The following is a 13,510-nucleotide window of genomic DNA, read 5'->3' as shown; positions in this document are numbered from 1 at the left end:
GCGGTCCGGCACAATCGGGGTATGACCGAGGCCACCACCGGGAGCACGCGGGCGCAGATCACGCGCGCCGCCCTGCTCGACGCAGCCCGCGAGGTGTTCGTCGCCTCCGGTTACGAGGACGCCAAGCTCGTCGACATCGCCGACCGGGCGGGTGCCAGCATCGGCAGCCTCTACCACCACTTCACCGCGAAGTCGGACCTGTGGATCACGCTGTACGACGAGTACACACGGCGGCAGCAGCACCGGTCGGCGCGCGCGTTCCGGACCGCGCTGGCCGCGGGGGAGGAGGACGCGCTGCGGCTGTTCATCGCCGGCACCCGCGCGTACCTCGAGGGGTGCTGGGAGGAGCGGCAGCTGGCGCGGATCTTCCTGTCCGGCAGCGGGCCCGCCGGGTTCGGCCTGCTGACGCGGCAGCGGTTCCGCGAGTGGCTGCACGCGAACTCGACGCTGGTGAACGGCCACACGCGGCCGCTGTCGGACATGCTGGTGCTGTGCCTGACGGCGATGGCCACGGAGGCGGGGCGCGAGGTGGCGGCCGCGTCGTCGAAGGCGAAGGCGCGCCGGATGATCGACGAGGTCCTCGAACTGATGGGACGCCTGTACCCGGCCTCGTAGCGATGGTGCCGAGGCAGCAGGCTGTCGCCGAGCGTGCGCAGGTTGCCCGGGCTGACCTGCAGCCTGCCCTGGCCGGTGATGGTGCCGAGGGCAGCAGGCCGAACACAGAGCACTTGCTCGCAGCGCAGATAGCCCAGGCTCGCCACACCTGCCGCGGATAGCCCAGGCTCGCCGCCCCTGCCGCGGATAGCCCAGGCTCGCCGCCCCTGCCGCGGATAGCCCAGGCTCGCCGCCCCTGCCGCAGATAGCCCAGGCTTGCCCACACCTGCCGCGGATAGCCCAGGCTTGCCCACACCTGCCCCAGTCCCGATGCCCCAGTCCCGACCCCTTTGCGGCTCGCCCCTAGATTCCGCCAGCAATTGTTGAACGATCCTCTTGTCGTCTCGATCAACGTCGCGCTAGGCTGCGCCATTGCTTCCGGCAGGAGAGGAAATCCGATGAAGTCCCACAGGGGAATTCGCGCCGCGGTGGCTCTGTCGTCCGGTGTACTTGCGGTACTGGCCTTCCAGGGCACGGCTTCGGCGGCCCCGGTGCCGCCCGGCGACGGCTGGGACCACGTCTGGTCCGGCGCGTCCGGCGATTTCAAGGTGTACGTGGAGGAACACGGCGACCTGATCTCCGCCTGCGACACGAAGGCGGACGGCAAAACCCCGACGGTGTGGGTCGGCCCCGGCACCGGGGAGACGACGCGGTACTCGTTCCGGGTGACCGGCGGGAGCGGCAGCTGCGTCTCGAAGAGCGCTTCGCTCGGCGGTGTCTACAACCTGCCCGAGGGGCAGAAGTTCACCGTCACGGCGTGCAGCTACGGCTGCGGCGCCTGGCCGTTCGTGAACGACCACTGACGCCCCGCCAGCGCGCGTCGGCCCTCACGCGGGGTGCTCATGACGCCGATCGCAGGCCAGACCTGCCAAGGGCGTCAGCGGAGCAGATCCGGCCGGACTCTGGCGATCTCCTGGGTCAGCTGCCGGACCGTGGCGAAGTTCGGCAGTCTCAGTTGCACGTCCGGACCGGCGTCCGGCAGGGGTTTCACCAGCGCGCTGTGGCGGGTCGCGAAACGGCCGTCCGCGGGGGTGAACACGAGGGCCGGCAGCACGGGCTTCGAGTTCGGGTCGCCCTTGACCGGCGGGCGCGGTTCCCGTCCGCGCACCGCTCGCAACTCCTCCCACGCGATCAGGTCGGATTTGCGACCGGCTCCCCACCACAGTCCACGCTGATCGACGACGAAGCGGTGCATGCGGGGGACGGAGCCGATCATGATCATCAGGCCGCCCAGCGCGAGCGCGCCGAAGAGGAACGACGCGGCGGTCGGAGTCAGGTTCTTCGACTTCGACGAACCTGAGGCATGCCCGACGTCCGGGAAGAGGGCGACCAACCCGAAGACGACGAACATGGCCAGCCCCCCGATGAACACCCATCGGCCAGACCGGTACTCGACGACGGGCGTCTGGGGATCGGGGGACCAGGTCTGTTCGGGCACGGACGGCAGCGTAGCCGAAGGGCGGCTCCGGCAGGAGCGGTTGTGCGATTGACCCTCACATCAGTGTGAGGGTGCATGATCGGAGCATGACCTTCGATCCCCACGACCTGCTCGCCGACGCCAGGATCGCCGTACTGGCCACGATCAAGGCCAACGGCCTGCCGCAGCTGTCGCCCGTCACGCCGTACTACGACCGCGACGCCGGGGTGATCTACGTGTCCATGACGGAGGGCCGGGCGAAGACCCGCAACCTCCGCCGCGATCCGCGCGCCGCGCTGGAGGTCACCAGCTCCGACGGCTGGGCGTGGGCGACCGCGGAGGGCCCGGTCACCCTCACCGGTCCCGGCACCGACCCGCACGGCCCCGAGGTCGAGGCGCTGGTCGACTACTACCGCAAGGCCGCGGGCGAGCACCCGGACTGGGCCGAGTACCGCGAGGTCATGGTGTCCGACCGCCGGGTGCTCATGACGCTGAAGGTCGAGCGCGTCTACGGCGAGAAGATCCGCTGACCGCACCGGCTCGAACGCGGAACTCGCGCCCGCGAGGGCGCGACTCGCGGCCGTGAGGCTCGCGCCGCGAGCGTCGGACTCGCACCCGCGGGACTCGCGGGCGTGTGCGCGGAACTCGCGCCCACGAGCGCAGGCCTCGCGCCCACGAGTGCGGAACTCGCGCCCGCGACTGCGGAACTCGCGCCCGCGGGCGTGAGGCCCGCGGGTCAGATGTCGAGGCGGATCAGGCCCGTCTCGGTCATCCGCTCCCCGTGGGCGGCGGCGCTGGTGAGCAGGTCCCTGACCCCGGCCGGGAAGTCCAGCTCGGTCCCGTGCGCCTGCGCGTACGCGATCCGCGCGTTGACGCCGTGCCGTTCGCCGGCGCCCCACTCCGGCCAGCGCGCTCTGGCGGCCTCCTCGATCGCCGCGTAGTCCGCCGACGCGGCGACGGCCTCCCGCAGCCACTCGAAGTACTCGCGCACGTCTGCCACCGGGTTCTCGGCCGCCGCGGTCACCGGGCCGTGCCCGGGCACGTACGTGGCCGCGCCGAAGGTTTCCAGCCAGGTCAGCGCTTCCAGCCATCCGGCGATGGACCCGGAGATCGCCAGCGGCGTCACCCCGAGGAACAGCAGGTCGCCGGTGAACAGCGTGCCCGACTCCTCGTGCCACACCACCAGATCGCCGTGCGTGTGCGCGGGCCCGGGCACCGGTACGACCGCCACCGACGTGCCGCCGAGGTCGAGGGTCCGCGGCTCGGTGACGGGGGAGATGTCCGCGGGCGGGTCGATGGCGCCCCAGTCGCAGCTGAAGAGCATGTCGTAGGTGTGCGGGCCGGACAGCACCTCGCCCGCGGCGGGCGGGGTGGCCAGCACCGTCGCGCCTGCCGCGGCCAGGCGGCCGGCTCCGTGGGCGTGGTCGCCGTGCGCGTGGGTCAGCGCGACCGTGCGGGGCGTGCCGGGCGCGAGGTAGGCGTCGATCGCGGTCTCCAGCCGCCGGTTCAGCGGCTCGGTCGCGAACGTGTCGACCTGCAGGGCCGCGTCACGGCCCACGACGAGCCCCGCGTTGCTGACGAACCAGCCGCCGGGCGGCTGGTGGAAGGCGATGACGCCGGGGCGCAGGGCCACCGGGTTCAGGTCGGGTCTGGACACGCGGCCCAGCATCCTCCTCGGCGTGCGATGAGGGGAAGAGCCCTTCGGGACGAAGACCTCGCCCCGAAGGACTCATTCCACTGTGGACTTCCTCACTGCGGCGGTGGCTGCTCCTGCTGCCCGCGCGCGAAGTCCTTGGCCTTCTGCGACGCCTGGTCGATCTTGTCGGCGTGCTCGCCGAACCGGCCCTTGGCGGCCTCGGCGGCCTTGTCGATCCCTTGGTCTGTCTTGTCCGGGTTCTTGCCCAGAGCGTCCTTGGCCTTGTCGAACATGTTCATGGCTCACCTCCTAGGCGCCCCGGCTACCCGGCCCGGAACTGCGGAAACGCCGGATCCCCCGCACGCGGGTCACTCACGCGAGGGGATCCGGGTGGAAAGTTCCCACCCGGACGCCTTGTCGGAATGGTCTAGTCCACGCTACTTTGTTCTTCCCCACAACAAACGGCCGGAAGGCGTGATGTCGATGAAGATGTCGAGCTGGCTCCGTTTCCTCCTCCCCGCACTGGTCGCCGCCGCCACCCTCACCGCGCCGGAGGCGCAGGCGGCCACGGTGACGTTCAACGACGACTTCAACGGCCCCGCGGGCAGCGCGGTCGACCCGGCGAAGTGGCAGCTGGAGACCGGGGACAACGTCAACAACCACGAGCGGCAGTACTACACGGCCGGCGCCGCCAACGCGGCGCTCGACGGCCAGGGCAACCTCGTGATCACCGCCCGCCGCGAGAACCCCGGCGGCTACAACTGCTGGTACGGGCCGTGCGAGTACACCTCGGCGCGGCTGAACACCGCGGGCCGGTTCACCCAGACCTACGGGCACTTCGAGGCCCGCATGAAGCTGCCGCGCGGGCAGGGCATGTGGCCGGCGTTCTGGGCGCTGGGCAACGACATCGGCACCAACGGCTGGCCGAACTGCGGCGAGATCGACTTCATGGAGAACGTCGGGTTCGAGCCGAACACCGTGCACGGCACCATCCACGGCCCCGGCTACTCGGGCGCGGAGGGCATCGGCGCCGCCTACTCCGGCCCGAACTTCTCCGACGGCTTCCACACCTTCGCCGTCGACTGGGCGCCGAACCAGATCCGCTGGTACGTCGACGGCGTGCTCTACCAGACCAGGACACCCGCCGACCTCGGCGGCGACCGGTGGGTGTTCGACCACCCGTTCTTCCTGATCCTCAACCTCGCCGTGGGCGGCTACTGGCCGGGCGACCCGGACGGCAGCACCCAGTTCCCGCAGCAGCTCGTCGTCGACTACGTGCGCGTGACGAACTGACCGCACGGCCCGGACCGGCTCGCGACCGCGTCAGGTCGTGAGCCGGTCCCGGCGCAGCTTGACCTTGTCACCGTGTCAGGCTTCTACCGTCGCCCGCATGAGTGGAGTGGTGATCATCGGGGCGGGCCCGGGCATCGGGCAGGCGGTGGCGCGGCGGTTCGCGCGCGAGGGCCTGCCGATCGCGCTCGTGGCACGCACGAAACGGACCATGCCCGGGGCGCGGAGCTTCGTCGCCGACAGCACGGACGAGGACGCGCTGCGGGCCGCACTGGACGCGGCGGCCGCCGAGTTCGGCACGCCGGACGTGCTCGTCTACAACGCGGCGGTCATCCAGCCGGACGCGCCGGGCGAACTCCCGGCGCGGGCGCAGCTGGACGCGTGGGCGGTGAACGTCGTCGGCGCGCTGACCGCCGCGGCGCACGTCGCCCCGGCGATGGCCGAACGCGGCAGCGGCACGATCCTCGTCACCGGCGGGATGCCGGAACCCAAGCCGGAGTACGTGAGCCTGTCCCTGGGCAAGGCCGGGGTCCGCACGCTCGTCGCCCTGCTCGACGCGCGGTACGGGCCGGCCGGGGTGCACGTCGCGTCGGTGACCGTCGCCGGGCCGGTCGCGCCCGGCACCGCGTTCGACCCGGACGACATCGCCGAGCACTACTGGGACCTGCACACGCAGCAGCGGCCGTGGTCGATCGAGGTCGTCCACGACGGCCGTGGGTGAGCGCGGAGGTCAGCGGATCCGCACGCCGAGCGCGCTGGCCAGCACGAGGGCCTGCTCGGGGTCGATCGTCGCGCCGGCGAGCTTGGTCTCCAGCGGGTTCAGCCCGGTGATCTCGCTGCCGCGCAGGTCGCAACCGGACAGATCGGCGGCGTGCAGCCAGGCGCCCGACAGGTCGCACCGGTGCACCGTGCCGCCGATCCGGGCGCCGGTCAGGTCGGCCTCGCGCAGGCGCACACCGCTGAACGACGCGCGCCGCAGGTCGGCGCCGGGCAGGCCGGTGAACGACCAGTCGCCGCCCTCGGCGGTCAGCAGGTCGAAGGTGCAGCGGTCGAACATCGAGCCGGTGGTCTTGCAGTCGGTGAAGGTGGCGTCGAAGAACGAGCAGCCGGTGAACGTGCAGTTCAGGAACGCGGCGCCGGTGTGCCGGGAGGCGTTGAACCGGCTGTCCCGGAAGGTGCACTCCGTGAAGACCGCGCCCTCGGTGACCGCCTCGCTCAGGTCGGCCCGGACGAACGCGACGCGCTCGTGCCGTTCGCCGCTGAGGTGCGTGCCCTCCCAGTCCTGACCGGTGACCGTCGAGCCGGTCGTGGGAGCCGGGGTGCCGTGCCTGCGTTCCGCCACCGTGTGAACCTACCCGGGTTTTTCCCGGATGCCGTGCCACGCGCGGCCGAGCAGCATGATCGGCATGATCCGGAGATCCTTCGTGCTCGCCGTGGCGGTGCTGCTCGCGTCGGTGGTGCCCGCGTCCGCGACGACGGACCTCGTGCTGCCGCGGCCCACCGGCCCGTACCGGGTGGGGCAGACCGAGTTGCACCTCGTGGACGCGTCGCGGACCGATCCGTGGCGCGGCGGGCCGCGGGAGCTGATGGTCAGCCTGCACTACCCGGCGTTGCCCGGCCCGGGGCGCGCGGCGCCGTACATGCTGCCCGGCGCCGCCGCGCACTTCGACGCCGTCACCGCGAACGGTCTGCTGGGACTGGGCGTGCCGTCGGCGGACTGGGCGGGCGTGCGGACCAACGCGCGGCGCGACGCCGTGCCGCTGCCCGGGCGGCGGCCGGTGGTCGTGTACTCGCCGGGGCTGGGGGAGCCGCGCACGTGGGGCACCGCGACGGCCGAGGACCTGGCGAGCCGCGGGTACGTCGTGATCAGCATCGACCACACGTGGGAGTCGCCGGAGGTGGAGTTCCCGGACGGCTCGGTGCGGACCATGGTCGACCCCGGTGATCCGGACGCGTTCCTGCGCAAGGCGCTCGACGTGCGGGTCGCGGACACGCGGTTCGTGCTGGACGCGCTGGCCGGGCGGCTGGACGTGAGCCGGGTCGGCATGATCGGGCACTCGATGGGCGGGGCGGCCGCGGCGCTGACGATGGCCGCCGACCCGCGCGTGGTGGCCGGGGTGAACCTGGACGGGAACCTGACGTGGTTCGACGGCAGCCTGATGCCGCCGGCCGCGGAGGGGCTGCGGGGGCCGTTCCTGCTGGTCGGCAAGGACGGCGAGACCGACACGGGCCCCGGCTGGAAAGCCTTCCGCGCGGCGACGCACGGCTGGACGGCGCAGCTGCGGTTGCTCGGCTCGGAACACGCGACGTTCACCGATGCCGCGGCGCTGGTGCCGCAGCTGGGCGTCCCGCTGGGCACCCTCGACCCGGCGACCGCGGTGCGCACGCAGCGCGCGTACGTGGCGTCGTTCTTCGACCGGTGGCTGCGCGACCGGAACGACCACCTGCTGGACGGCCCATCGCCGCGCTACCCGGAGATGGTCTTCGTGGAGGAGTGATCTACTTGACGAGCCAGGCGATCCCCGCGACGGCGAACATGCCCGCGTAGGCCCCGGCCAGGATGGCGAGGTTGCCTGCCCAGACCCGCTTCGTCACCACCTCGGCCGAGGTTCGGTCCGGGGCGCGCTGTCGTGCCGCCTCGATGCGTTCCTGCATCGCGCGTTGCGTGCGGTTGTGGCGGATGGTGGAGGCGAGCGATTCCGCGCCGGTCCCCGGTGTCACGACTTTGCCGTCGGACAACACGATTCGCAGAGCTGGTTGAGCTTCCAGCCTGGTCACCGCTGCCCACGGGATCGAGTACCGGGTGAAGAAGTTGTGGACGACAAGACCGCTCTCCTTGACCTCGACCCTGACCTGCAGGTACCTGATCGGCCCCCAGAACCCCCAACCGGTGGCGATCATCAGCTCGGCGACGTTGCCGAAGGCATCGCCGCGGAAGACGCCGTCGGTCACCACCCAGACGAACAGGACTGCGACAGCGAGTGCGGCGATGCCGATGTACCACTGCTCGCCGCCTCGCCGCAGCACCGTGATGGTCTCGCCGCGCATTCGTCTCACCTCGGGTAGTCCTGACCTCTGCCAGGATGGGCCGATGCTGGCCGATCACTTCCCTCTGCTCGCGCTGCGGGTGCGGACCCCGCGGCTCGAACTGCGCCTGCCTGCGCCGGAGGAGCTCGCCGCGCTGGCTGAGCTCGCCTCGGAGGGGGTGCACGAGCCGGGCAGCATGCCGTTCCTCGTTCCGTGGACCGACCAGGAACCGGCGCTCGTGGCGCGGTCGCTCGTGCAGTTCCACTGGCTCCGGCTGGGCCGGTGGAGCCCGGACGACTGGGGCCTCGACCTCGTCGTCTTCCGGGACGGCGAGGTGGTCGGCCAGCAGAGCGTCAGCGCCAAGCAGTTCACCATCACCCGCGAGGTCCACACCGGCTCGTGGGTCGGCCGCCGGTACCAGGGCCAGGGCATCGGCACGGAGATGCGCCGCGCGGTGCTGCACCTCGCCTTCGCGGGCCTCGGCGCGGAAGAGGCCGCGTCCGGCGCGTTCGAGGACAACGCCGCCTCCCTCGCGGTCTCCCGCAAGCTCGGTTACCGCCCGGACGGCGTCGCGCGGCACGTGGTTCGCGACGCGCTCGCCGTCGAGCACCGGCTGCGCCTCGGCCGCGACGCGTGGCGCGACGACATCCCGGTGACGATCGAGAACCTGCCGCCCTGCCTGCCGCTCTTCGGGATCTGACCGGCGTCAGAACACGGCGAGCCGGTCCACCAGCAGTTCCGTCCGCCGCTCGGCGTCCGCCGGCGGCAGCCGTCCCGCCCGGGTCAGCGTCGCCAGCCCGTGCAGGGCCGCCCAGAACACCTCGGTGAACAGCCCCGGGTGCACGCCGTCGCCGGCGACCTCGCCGAGGTTCTCCAGCAGCGCGGCGAAGCCGTCCTTCAGCGGTTCCGGCGTGTCGTCCCGCGCGAACGCCAGGCCGCCGTCGAGTTGGAACATCGCGTCGTAGACCGCCGGGTGGCGGGCCGCGAAGTCGAGGTAGGCGCGGGCGATCGCGGTGACCCGGGCCCGCGGCCCGTCCGCGGCGGCGGCCGCGGCCCGCAACGCCGTCGCCAGCTCGGTGGCGCCTTCCAGCGCGACGGCTCCGATGATCTCGCGTTTGCCGCGGAAGTGGCTGTAGAGAACCGGCTGGCTGTATTCGATGCGCTCGGCGAGCCTGCGGGTCGTGACCGCGTCCCAGCCCTGCTTCTCGGCGAGTTCGCGGGCCGTCGCCAAGATCAGGCGTTCCCGGTTCGCCCGCTCGCGCTCCTTGCGTTCCTGTACCGACACAAGTCGATCCTAGCACTGCTAGACAAGCGAGCAATGGTTGCGCTAGCGTTGCCACATCAGCTAGCAACGCTAGATTCTCGGAGGAGTAGTCATGCTCAACGCACTCGAGGTGCTCACGACCGTCGTCGTCGGCGTGATGGTGGGGGTGGAGTTCTCGGTCGCCTTCGTCATCAACCCGATCCTCGCCCGCCTGCCGGACGAGAGCACCCTGCTCGGCCGCGCCCACGGCGGCCGGATGCTCGGCGCCGTGATGCCGGTCTGGTACCTCACCTCGCTCGCCCTCGTCGCGGTCTGGGCGATCGCCGGGTGGAGTCAGGACGGCACCGGCCTCGTCATCACCGCCGGCGCGCTGCTGATCGTCAGTGTGATCATGTCGGTCCTGCTGCTCGTCCCGATCAACAACCAGAGCAAGACGTGGACCCCGGAGAACCGGCCCGCGGACTGGAAGCAGCAGTCGCAGCGCTGGGACCGCTTCCACTACATCCGCGTCGCCGTCATCATCGGCGCCTTCGCCCTGCTGGCCGCCGCACTCGCCTGAGCCGAGCGAGATCTAGAGTCGACCCGTGCGCGTGGGGGAGTGGGCGGCCCGATGGGTGCCGCCGGGGGCGGTGGCCGCCGTGTGGATCTACGAAGGGCTCGTCGCCAAGGTGGTGGGCGCCCGGCCGGACGAGCGGGCGATCGTCGAGTCCGTGCCGGTGCTCGGCGGGGCCGCCGGGGTCGTCCTCCTGCTGATCGGTCTCGCCGAGGTCGCCCTCGGCGGGTGGGTGCTGACCGGCTGGGCGCCACGGACCGCCGCGGCCGTGCAGACCGCGTTGCTCGCCGGGTTCAACGCCGGCGGCCTCGCCTTCGGCGGGGGGCACATCGCCGAACCGCTGAACCTGGTGCTGCACAACGTCGTCCTGCTCGTCCTGGCCTGGCTCGTCGCACTCCGGCGGCACCGGTGAACCCCTGGGCGGGCCGGCGGGGCCTGCTGTTCGGCTGGGGCTACGAGGACCCGGACGTCGAACTCCGCGCCCTGCCCCGCGGGCGCGTCCTCGCGATCGCGGCCGCCGGGGAGACCGTGTCCGCCCTCGCGCGCGCCGGGTACGACGTCACCGCCGTGGACATCAACCCCGCGCAACTGGCCTACTGCCGGGACCGCCTCGCCGGCACCCCCGCGGCCACCGGCCGGGCGGAACGCCTGCTCGCCGCCGGGCGCGCCGCCCTCCGCGTGCTCGACCCCCGCTGGCGCCACGTCGACGAGGTCCTCCGCGACGGCGATCCCGTCGCGCTCCTGGAATCCCGCCGCCTCCAGTGCCTGCTCGCGACCGGGCTCGCGCCGCTGGGCCTCCTGCTGCCCGCCTTCCGGCACGCGATCCCGCCGCGTCTCGACCGTGTGCTGCTCGCCCGCCTCCGCCGGGGCCTCGCACACGCCCCTGCGGACAACCCGTGGGCGTGGCGGCTGCTCGCCGGACACGACGAACTCGCCCGCGACACCCGCGCCGCCGCCACGCTCGTCCACGCCGACGTCGCCGAGCACCTCGAACAGGCGCCCCGCGGCTGCTACGACGGCATCTCCCTGTCGAACGTCCTCGACGGCCCCGACGCGCGGTACGCGGCCCGGCTCGCCGCCGCCGTGCGGCACGCCCTGCGGCCAGGGGGCGTGGTGGTGTCCCGCTCGTTCCGCGAACCACGTCCCGGCGAGGATCCCGGCCCGCCCGACCGCTCGATGCTCTGGGGCGTAGTGGAAGTACGGAGGTGTCCATGACCGCGCTGAACCGGCACCCGCTGCCCATGCGGACCAGGTTCGACCACTCCCTCGTCCTCACGTACGCCGTCGATCCCTCGCAGGTCGCGCCGCTGCTGCCGGAACCGCTGACGCTGGACACCTACACTGGCCCGGACGGCGCCGAGCACGCCTTCGTGGCGGTCGCCCTGGTCGCGCTGCGGCACCTGCGGCCGTCGGTCCTGCCCGCGCCGCTCGGGTTCCGTTCGGTGATGACCGGCTACCGGATCCTCGCCAGGCTGCGCACCCCGGGCGGGAGGACGATGCGCGGCTTGCGGATCCTGCGCAGCGACACCGACCGCGCCCTGCTCGCGCTCGGCGGGAACGTCCTCACCGGCTACCACTACCACCGCAGCGCGGCCCGGGTTTCCCGGCAGGACGACACGCTGCGGTTCACCGTGCGGTCGCGGGACGGGCAGGGCGATCTCGACGTCACCGCCGATCTCGGCGAGCGGGAACCGTTGTGGGACAGGGTGTTCGCCACCCCGGCCGACGCGCGGCGGTTCGCCGGGCCGCTGCCGTACACGTTCTCGCCGGACAAGGAGGGCATCGTGGTGGTCAAGGCGTTCCGCGGCGGCTGGCGGCCCGAACCCGTCGGCATCCCGCGGCACGAGGTCGCCTTCCTGGGGCGCTTCGGCGGAGCCGTGCTGGCCAACGCTTTTCACGTGTCCGATGTGGACTACGGCTGGCACCGGGGTGAGCTCCGGTGATGCGCGGGGTCGCGCAGGTCCTGGCGTTCAACTGGCCGAAGGTGCTCGCCGGCGCGGTGGTCGCCGCGGCGCCGCTGCCGAAACCGGCGCGGGCCGGGGCGGCGTGGTTCACGGTCGCGAGCCTGGCGGCGTCCTGGTGGGTCTACGACGTCTCCGGCCTCTACCGGTGGACGTGGCTGCGGCCGGTGCTGCCCGCGCGGGTGCGCCGGCACGTGCTGGTCACCGCCGGGTTCGACGAGGTCTCGCCCACGCTGCCCGCCCTGCTGCCGGAGTCCGCCGGCGTGGTGCTGGACGTGCTCGATCCGCGCGGCCCGGTCGAGGCGTCGATCCGGCGGGCTCGCCGGCGCTACCCGGCGAGGGCGCTGCCGGTGCGGCCGGAGGCGCTCCCGCTGGCGACCGGCGGGGTCGACGTCGTGCTGGCGGTGCTTGCCGCGCACGAGCTGCGCACCCCGGCCGGGCGGGAGGCGTTGTTCCGCGAGGCGCGCCGCGTGCTGCGGCCGGGCGGCCGGCTGGTGCTGGTGGAGCACCACCGCGACCTGCCGAACGTGCTGGCGTTCGGGCCGGGCGCGTGGCACTTCTACCCGCGCGCGGAGTGGGAGCGCGTCGCTGCTCGTGCGGGACTCGCGCGCGTCGCGTGGGTGCGGCGGACGCCCCTGGTCACCGCGACGGCGTTCGAGGCGGCGTGATGCTGGAACTGCAGATGCGTGTGGCCGGTGTGGTCGCGATAGTGCTCGGGCTCGCGCACCTCGTGCTGCCGCGGCTGCTCGGGTGGCCCGCCGGTCTCGTCGCGGTAAGCCCGCTGTCCCGGCTTGTCGTCGGCCTGCACACCGGGTTCATCGGGCTGACCTGCGTGGTCCTCGGCGCGCTGCTGTGGCCGGTCGACGAGCTGCTCGCGCCGGGCGCGCTGGCCACGACCGTGCTTGCGGCACAGACCGTGTTCTGGGGCGCGCGGTGGCTGTGCGAGCTGCTGCTGGTGGGCCGCGTGGTGCGGGCCGCGCCGCTCGCCTGGCGGGCCGCGCACGTGGTCGGCCTCGGCGGCTGGGCGTGGCTCACCGCGGTTCCGCTGACCGCGCTCCTGACGCGGTGACGAGCCCGGTTTCGTAGGCGATGACCACCAGTTGCGCGCGGTCCCTGGCGTGCAGTTTCGCCAGCAGCCGCCCGATGTAGGTCTTCACCGTCGCCAGGGAGAGGTGCAGGCGCTCGGCGAGTTCGGTGTTCGACAACCCGTGCGCGATCAGCGTCAGCACCTCGGTCTCCCGCGGCGTGAGGACGTCGAGGTCGCGGCTCAGGGCCGGGCGGGGCGCGGTGGTCCGGGCGAACTCGGCGATCAGCCGTCGCGTGACGGCGGGCGCCAGCAGCGCTTCACCGGACGCGACCACGCGGATGGCGGCGCACAGGTCCGCGGGCCGAGTGTCCTTCAGCAGGAATCCGGCCGCGCCCGCGCGCAGCGCGTCGAAGACGTGCTAGTCCAGGTCGAACATCGTGAGGATCAGGACCCGCGCGGACGGCACCCGCTCGGTGAGCAGCCGCGTGGCCGCGATGCCGTCCATGCCCGGCATCCGCACGTCCATCAGCACCACGTCCGGCCGCGTCGCCTGCACGACCTCGACCGCCTCCGCGCCGGTCGCCGCCTCGCCGACCACCGCCATGTCCGGTTCGCTGTCCACCAGCAATCGGAAACTGCCGCGCAGCAGTGCCTGGTCGTCGGCGATCACCACCCGCAGCG

The 13,510-nt window shown here is 72.6% G+C and carries 19 protein-coding genes and 1 pseudogene; 13 read left to right on the top strand and 7 right to left on the bottom strand.

Going from position 1 to position 13,510, the window contains the following annotated elements:
* The first annotated feature begins 21 nt into the window (after window positions 1-21).
* A complete protein-coding gene (locus tag ABZ193_RS02570) occupies window positions 22-615 on the top strand; it encodes a TetR/AcrR family transcriptional regulator (protein ID WP_017981298.1) in 594 nt (197 codons plus the stop codon).
* Between the two features lie 437 nt (window positions 616-1,052).
* The gene (locus tag ABZ193_RS02565; RefSeq protein ID WP_148085687.1) at window positions 1,053-1,457 is read left to right on the top strand and encodes a hypothetical protein; all 405 of its coding nucleotides are present in this window, start codon (window positions 1,053-1,055) and stop codon (window positions 1,455-1,457) included.
* 74 nt (window positions 1,458-1,531) lie between these two features.
* Here the strand turns inward: ABZ193_RS02565 and ABZ193_RS02560 are convergent, their stop codons facing one another.
* Window positions 1,532-2,092, bottom strand: coding sequence for a hypothetical protein (locus ABZ193_RS02560; protein WP_354708590.1), 561 nt, complete (start codon window positions 2,090-2,092; stop codon window positions 1,532-1,534).
* An 86-nt stretch (window positions 2,093-2,178) separates the two neighbouring features.
* Between ABZ193_RS02560 and ABZ193_RS02555 the strand changes: the two genes are divergently transcribed.
* The gene (locus tag ABZ193_RS02555; RefSeq protein ID WP_020416675.1) at window positions 2,179-2,601 is read left to right on the top strand and encodes a PPOX class F420-dependent oxidoreductase; all 423 of its coding nucleotides are present in this window, start codon (window positions 2,179-2,181) and stop codon (window positions 2,599-2,601) included.
* A 206-nt stretch (window positions 2,602-2,807) separates the two neighbouring features.
* Here the strand turns inward: ABZ193_RS02555 and ABZ193_RS02550 are convergent, their stop codons facing one another.
* Window positions 2,808-3,728 carry an MBL fold metallo-hydrolase gene (locus tag ABZ193_RS02550; RefSeq protein ID WP_354708589.1) on the bottom strand — a complete coding sequence of 307 codons (921 nt, stop codon included), beginning with the start codon at window positions 3,726-3,728 and terminating at the stop codon, window positions 2,808-2,810.
* Between the two features lie 92 nt (window positions 3,729-3,820).
* On the bottom strand, window positions 3,821-4,006 hold the full coding sequence (locus ABZ193_RS02545) for an antitoxin (protein WP_237338297.1): 186 nt from the start codon (window positions 4,004-4,006) through the stop codon (window positions 3,821-3,823).
* Between the two features lie 178 nt (window positions 4,007-4,184).
* Between ABZ193_RS02545 and ABZ193_RS02540 the strand changes: the two genes are divergently transcribed.
* Both ABZ193_RS02540 and ABZ193_RS02535 read left to right on the top strand, forming a co-directional pair.
* On the top strand, window positions 4,185-5,000 hold the full coding sequence (locus ABZ193_RS02540) for a glycoside hydrolase family 16 protein (RefSeq protein WP_354708587.1): 816 nt from the start codon (window positions 4,185-4,187) through the stop codon (window positions 4,998-5,000).
* A 97-nt stretch (window positions 5,001-5,097) separates the two neighbouring features.
* Complete coding sequence (locus ABZ193_RS02535; RefSeq protein WP_354708586.1) at window positions 5,098-5,718, top strand: SDR family NAD(P)-dependent oxidoreductase; 621 nt, start codon at window positions 5,098-5,100, stop codon at window positions 5,716-5,718.
* Between the two features lie 9 nt (window positions 5,719-5,727).
* Here ABZ193_RS02535 and ABZ193_RS02530 read toward each other — a convergent pair whose 3' ends face one another.
* Window positions 5,728-6,339: a pentapeptide repeat-containing protein gene (locus ABZ193_RS02530; RefSeq protein WP_354708585.1), complete on the bottom strand. Its 612-nt coding sequence runs from the start codon at window positions 6,337-6,339 to the stop codon at window positions 5,728-5,730.
* 64 nt (window positions 6,340-6,403) lie between these two features.
* Here ABZ193_RS02530 and ABZ193_RS02525 point away from each other — a divergent pair, with 64 nt between their 5' ends.
* The gene (locus tag ABZ193_RS02525) at window positions 6,404-7,495 is read left to right on the top strand and encodes a Tat pathway signal protein (protein ID WP_354708583.1); all 1,092 of its coding nucleotides are present in this window, start codon (window positions 6,404-6,406) and stop codon (window positions 7,493-7,495) included.
* Between the two features lies 1 nt (window position 7,496).
* On the opposite strand, the gene ABZ193_RS02520 is transcribed toward ABZ193_RS02525, so the two are convergent.
* Window positions 7,497-8,045 (bottom strand): PH domain-containing protein, encoded by a 549-nt coding sequence (locus ABZ193_RS02520; protein WP_354708582.1) that lies wholly within the window; start codon window positions 8,043-8,045, stop codon window positions 7,497-7,499.
* A 43-nt stretch (window positions 8,046-8,088) separates the two neighbouring features.
* Between ABZ193_RS02520 and ABZ193_RS02515 the strand changes: the two genes are divergently transcribed.
* Complete coding sequence (locus tag ABZ193_RS02515; protein WP_354708580.1) at window positions 8,089-8,724, top strand: GNAT family N-acetyltransferase; 636 nt, start codon at window positions 8,089-8,091, stop codon at window positions 8,722-8,724.
* A gap of 6 nt (window positions 8,725-8,730) precedes the next feature.
* Here the strand turns inward: ABZ193_RS02515 and ABZ193_RS02510 are convergent, their stop codons facing one another.
* On the bottom strand, window positions 8,731-9,309 hold the full coding sequence (locus ABZ193_RS02510; RefSeq protein WP_354708579.1) for a TetR/AcrR family transcriptional regulator: 579 nt from the start codon (window positions 9,307-9,309) through the stop codon (window positions 8,731-8,733).
* 91 nt (window positions 9,310-9,400) lie between these two features.
* On the opposite strand from ABZ193_RS02510, the gene ABZ193_RS02505 reads away from it, so the two are divergent.
* The 6 genes from ABZ193_RS02505 to ABZ193_RS02480 are packed head-to-tail and all read left to right on the top strand — an operon-like array spanning window position 9,401 to window position 12,871.
* Window positions 9,401-9,847, top strand: coding sequence for a DUF1772 domain-containing protein (locus tag ABZ193_RS02505; protein ID WP_020416684.1), 447 nt, complete (start codon window positions 9,401-9,403; stop codon window positions 9,845-9,847).
* A gap of 25 nt (window positions 9,848-9,872) precedes the next feature.
* A complete protein-coding gene (locus ABZ193_RS02500) occupies window positions 9,873-10,253 on the top strand; it encodes a DoxX-like family protein (protein WP_354708578.1) in 381 nt (126 codons plus the stop codon).
* A complete protein-coding gene (locus ABZ193_RS02495) occupies window positions 10,250-11,056 on the top strand; it encodes a hypothetical protein (RefSeq protein WP_354708577.1) in 807 nt (268 codons plus the stop codon). The genes ABZ193_RS02500 and ABZ193_RS02495 overlap by 4 nt, the downstream gene beginning before the upstream one ends.
* A complete protein-coding gene (locus ABZ193_RS02490; protein WP_354708575.1) occupies window positions 11,053-11,784 on the top strand; it encodes a DUF2071 domain-containing protein in 732 nt (243 codons plus the stop codon). The genes ABZ193_RS02495 and ABZ193_RS02490 overlap by 4 nt, the downstream gene beginning before the upstream one ends.
* Window positions 11,784-12,470 carry a methyltransferase domain-containing protein gene (locus tag ABZ193_RS02485; protein ID WP_354708574.1) on the top strand — a complete coding sequence of 229 codons (687 nt, stop codon included), beginning with the start codon at window positions 11,784-11,786 and terminating at the stop codon, window positions 12,468-12,470. Before ABZ193_RS02490 ends, ABZ193_RS02485 begins: the two co-directional genes overlap by 1 nt.
* On the top strand, window positions 12,470-12,871 hold the full coding sequence (locus ABZ193_RS02480; protein ID WP_237338287.1) for a hypothetical protein: 402 nt from the start codon (window positions 12,470-12,472) through the stop codon (window positions 12,869-12,871). Before ABZ193_RS02485 ends, ABZ193_RS02480 begins: the two co-directional genes overlap by 1 nt.
* On the opposite strand, the pseudogene ABZ193_RS02475 reads toward ABZ193_RS02480, so the two are convergent.
* Window positions 12,834-13,502, bottom strand: a pseudogene (locus ABZ193_RS02475) (response regulator transcription factor). The gene ABZ193_RS02480 and the pseudogene ABZ193_RS02475 sit on opposite strands and share 38 nt — an antisense overlap.
* Window positions 13,503-13,510: the final 8 nt, after the last annotated feature.

The organism is Amycolatopsis sp. NPDC006125 (assembly GCF_040614195.1).
Taxonomy (GTDB): Bacteria; Actinomycetota; Actinomycetes; order Mycobacteriales; family Pseudonocardiaceae; genus Amycolatopsis_E; species Amycolatopsis_E tucumanensis.
Note: the sequence above shows the minus strand (reverse complement) of the source record. Positions and strands in the feature narration are given on the sequence as shown.

What these genes read in the sequence shown, in the direction of transcription:
- ABZ193_RS02570 (WP_017981298.1), top strand. Translation starts at nt 22, where the DNA reads ATGACCGAGGCCACCACCGGGAGCACGCGGGCGCAGATCACGCGCGCC.
- ABZ193_RS02565 (WP_148085687.1), top strand. Translation starts at nt 1,053, where the DNA reads ATGAAGTCCCACAGGGGAATTCGCGCCGCGGTGGCTCTGTCGTCCGGT.
- ABZ193_RS02555 (WP_020416675.1), top strand. Translation starts at nt 2,179, where the DNA reads ATGACCTTCGATCCCCACGACCTGCTCGCCGACGCCAGGATCGCCGTA.
- ABZ193_RS02545 (WP_237338297.1), bottom strand. Translation starts at nt 4,006, where the DNA reads ATGAACATGTTCGACAAGGCCAAGGACGCTCTGGGCAAGAACCCGGAC.
- ABZ193_RS02540 (WP_354708587.1), top strand. Translation starts at nt 4,185, where the DNA reads ATGTCGATGAAGATGTCGAGCTGGCTCCGTTTCCTCCTCCCCGCACTG.
- ABZ193_RS02535 (WP_354708586.1), top strand. Translation starts at nt 5,098, where the DNA reads ATGAGTGGAGTGGTGATCATCGGGGCGGGCCCGGGCATCGGGCAGGCG.
- ABZ193_RS02525 (WP_354708583.1), top strand. Translation starts at nt 6,404, where the DNA reads ATGATCCGGAGATCCTTCGTGCTCGCCGTGGCGGTGCTGCTCGCGTCG.
- ABZ193_RS02520 (WP_354708582.1), bottom strand. Translation starts at nt 8,045, where the DNA reads ATGCGCGGCGAGACCATCACGGTGCTGCGGCGAGGCGGCGAGCAGTGG.
- ABZ193_RS02515 (WP_354708580.1), top strand. Translation starts at nt 8,089, where the DNA reads ATGCTGGCCGATCACTTCCCTCTGCTCGCGCTGCGGGTGCGGACCCCG.
- ABZ193_RS02505 (WP_020416684.1), top strand. Translation starts at nt 9,401, where the DNA reads ATGCTCAACGCACTCGAGGTGCTCACGACCGTCGTCGTCGGCGTGATG.
- ABZ193_RS02490 (WP_354708575.1), top strand. Translation starts at nt 11,053, where the DNA reads ATGACCGCGCTGAACCGGCACCCGCTGCCCATGCGGACCAGGTTCGAC.
- ABZ193_RS02485 (WP_354708574.1), top strand. Translation starts at nt 11,784, where the DNA reads ATGCGCGGGGTCGCGCAGGTCCTGGCGTTCAACTGGCCGAAGGTGCTC.
- ABZ193_RS02480 (WP_237338287.1), top strand. Translation starts at nt 12,470, where the DNA reads ATGCTGGAACTGCAGATGCGTGTGGCCGGTGTGGTCGCGATAGTGCTC.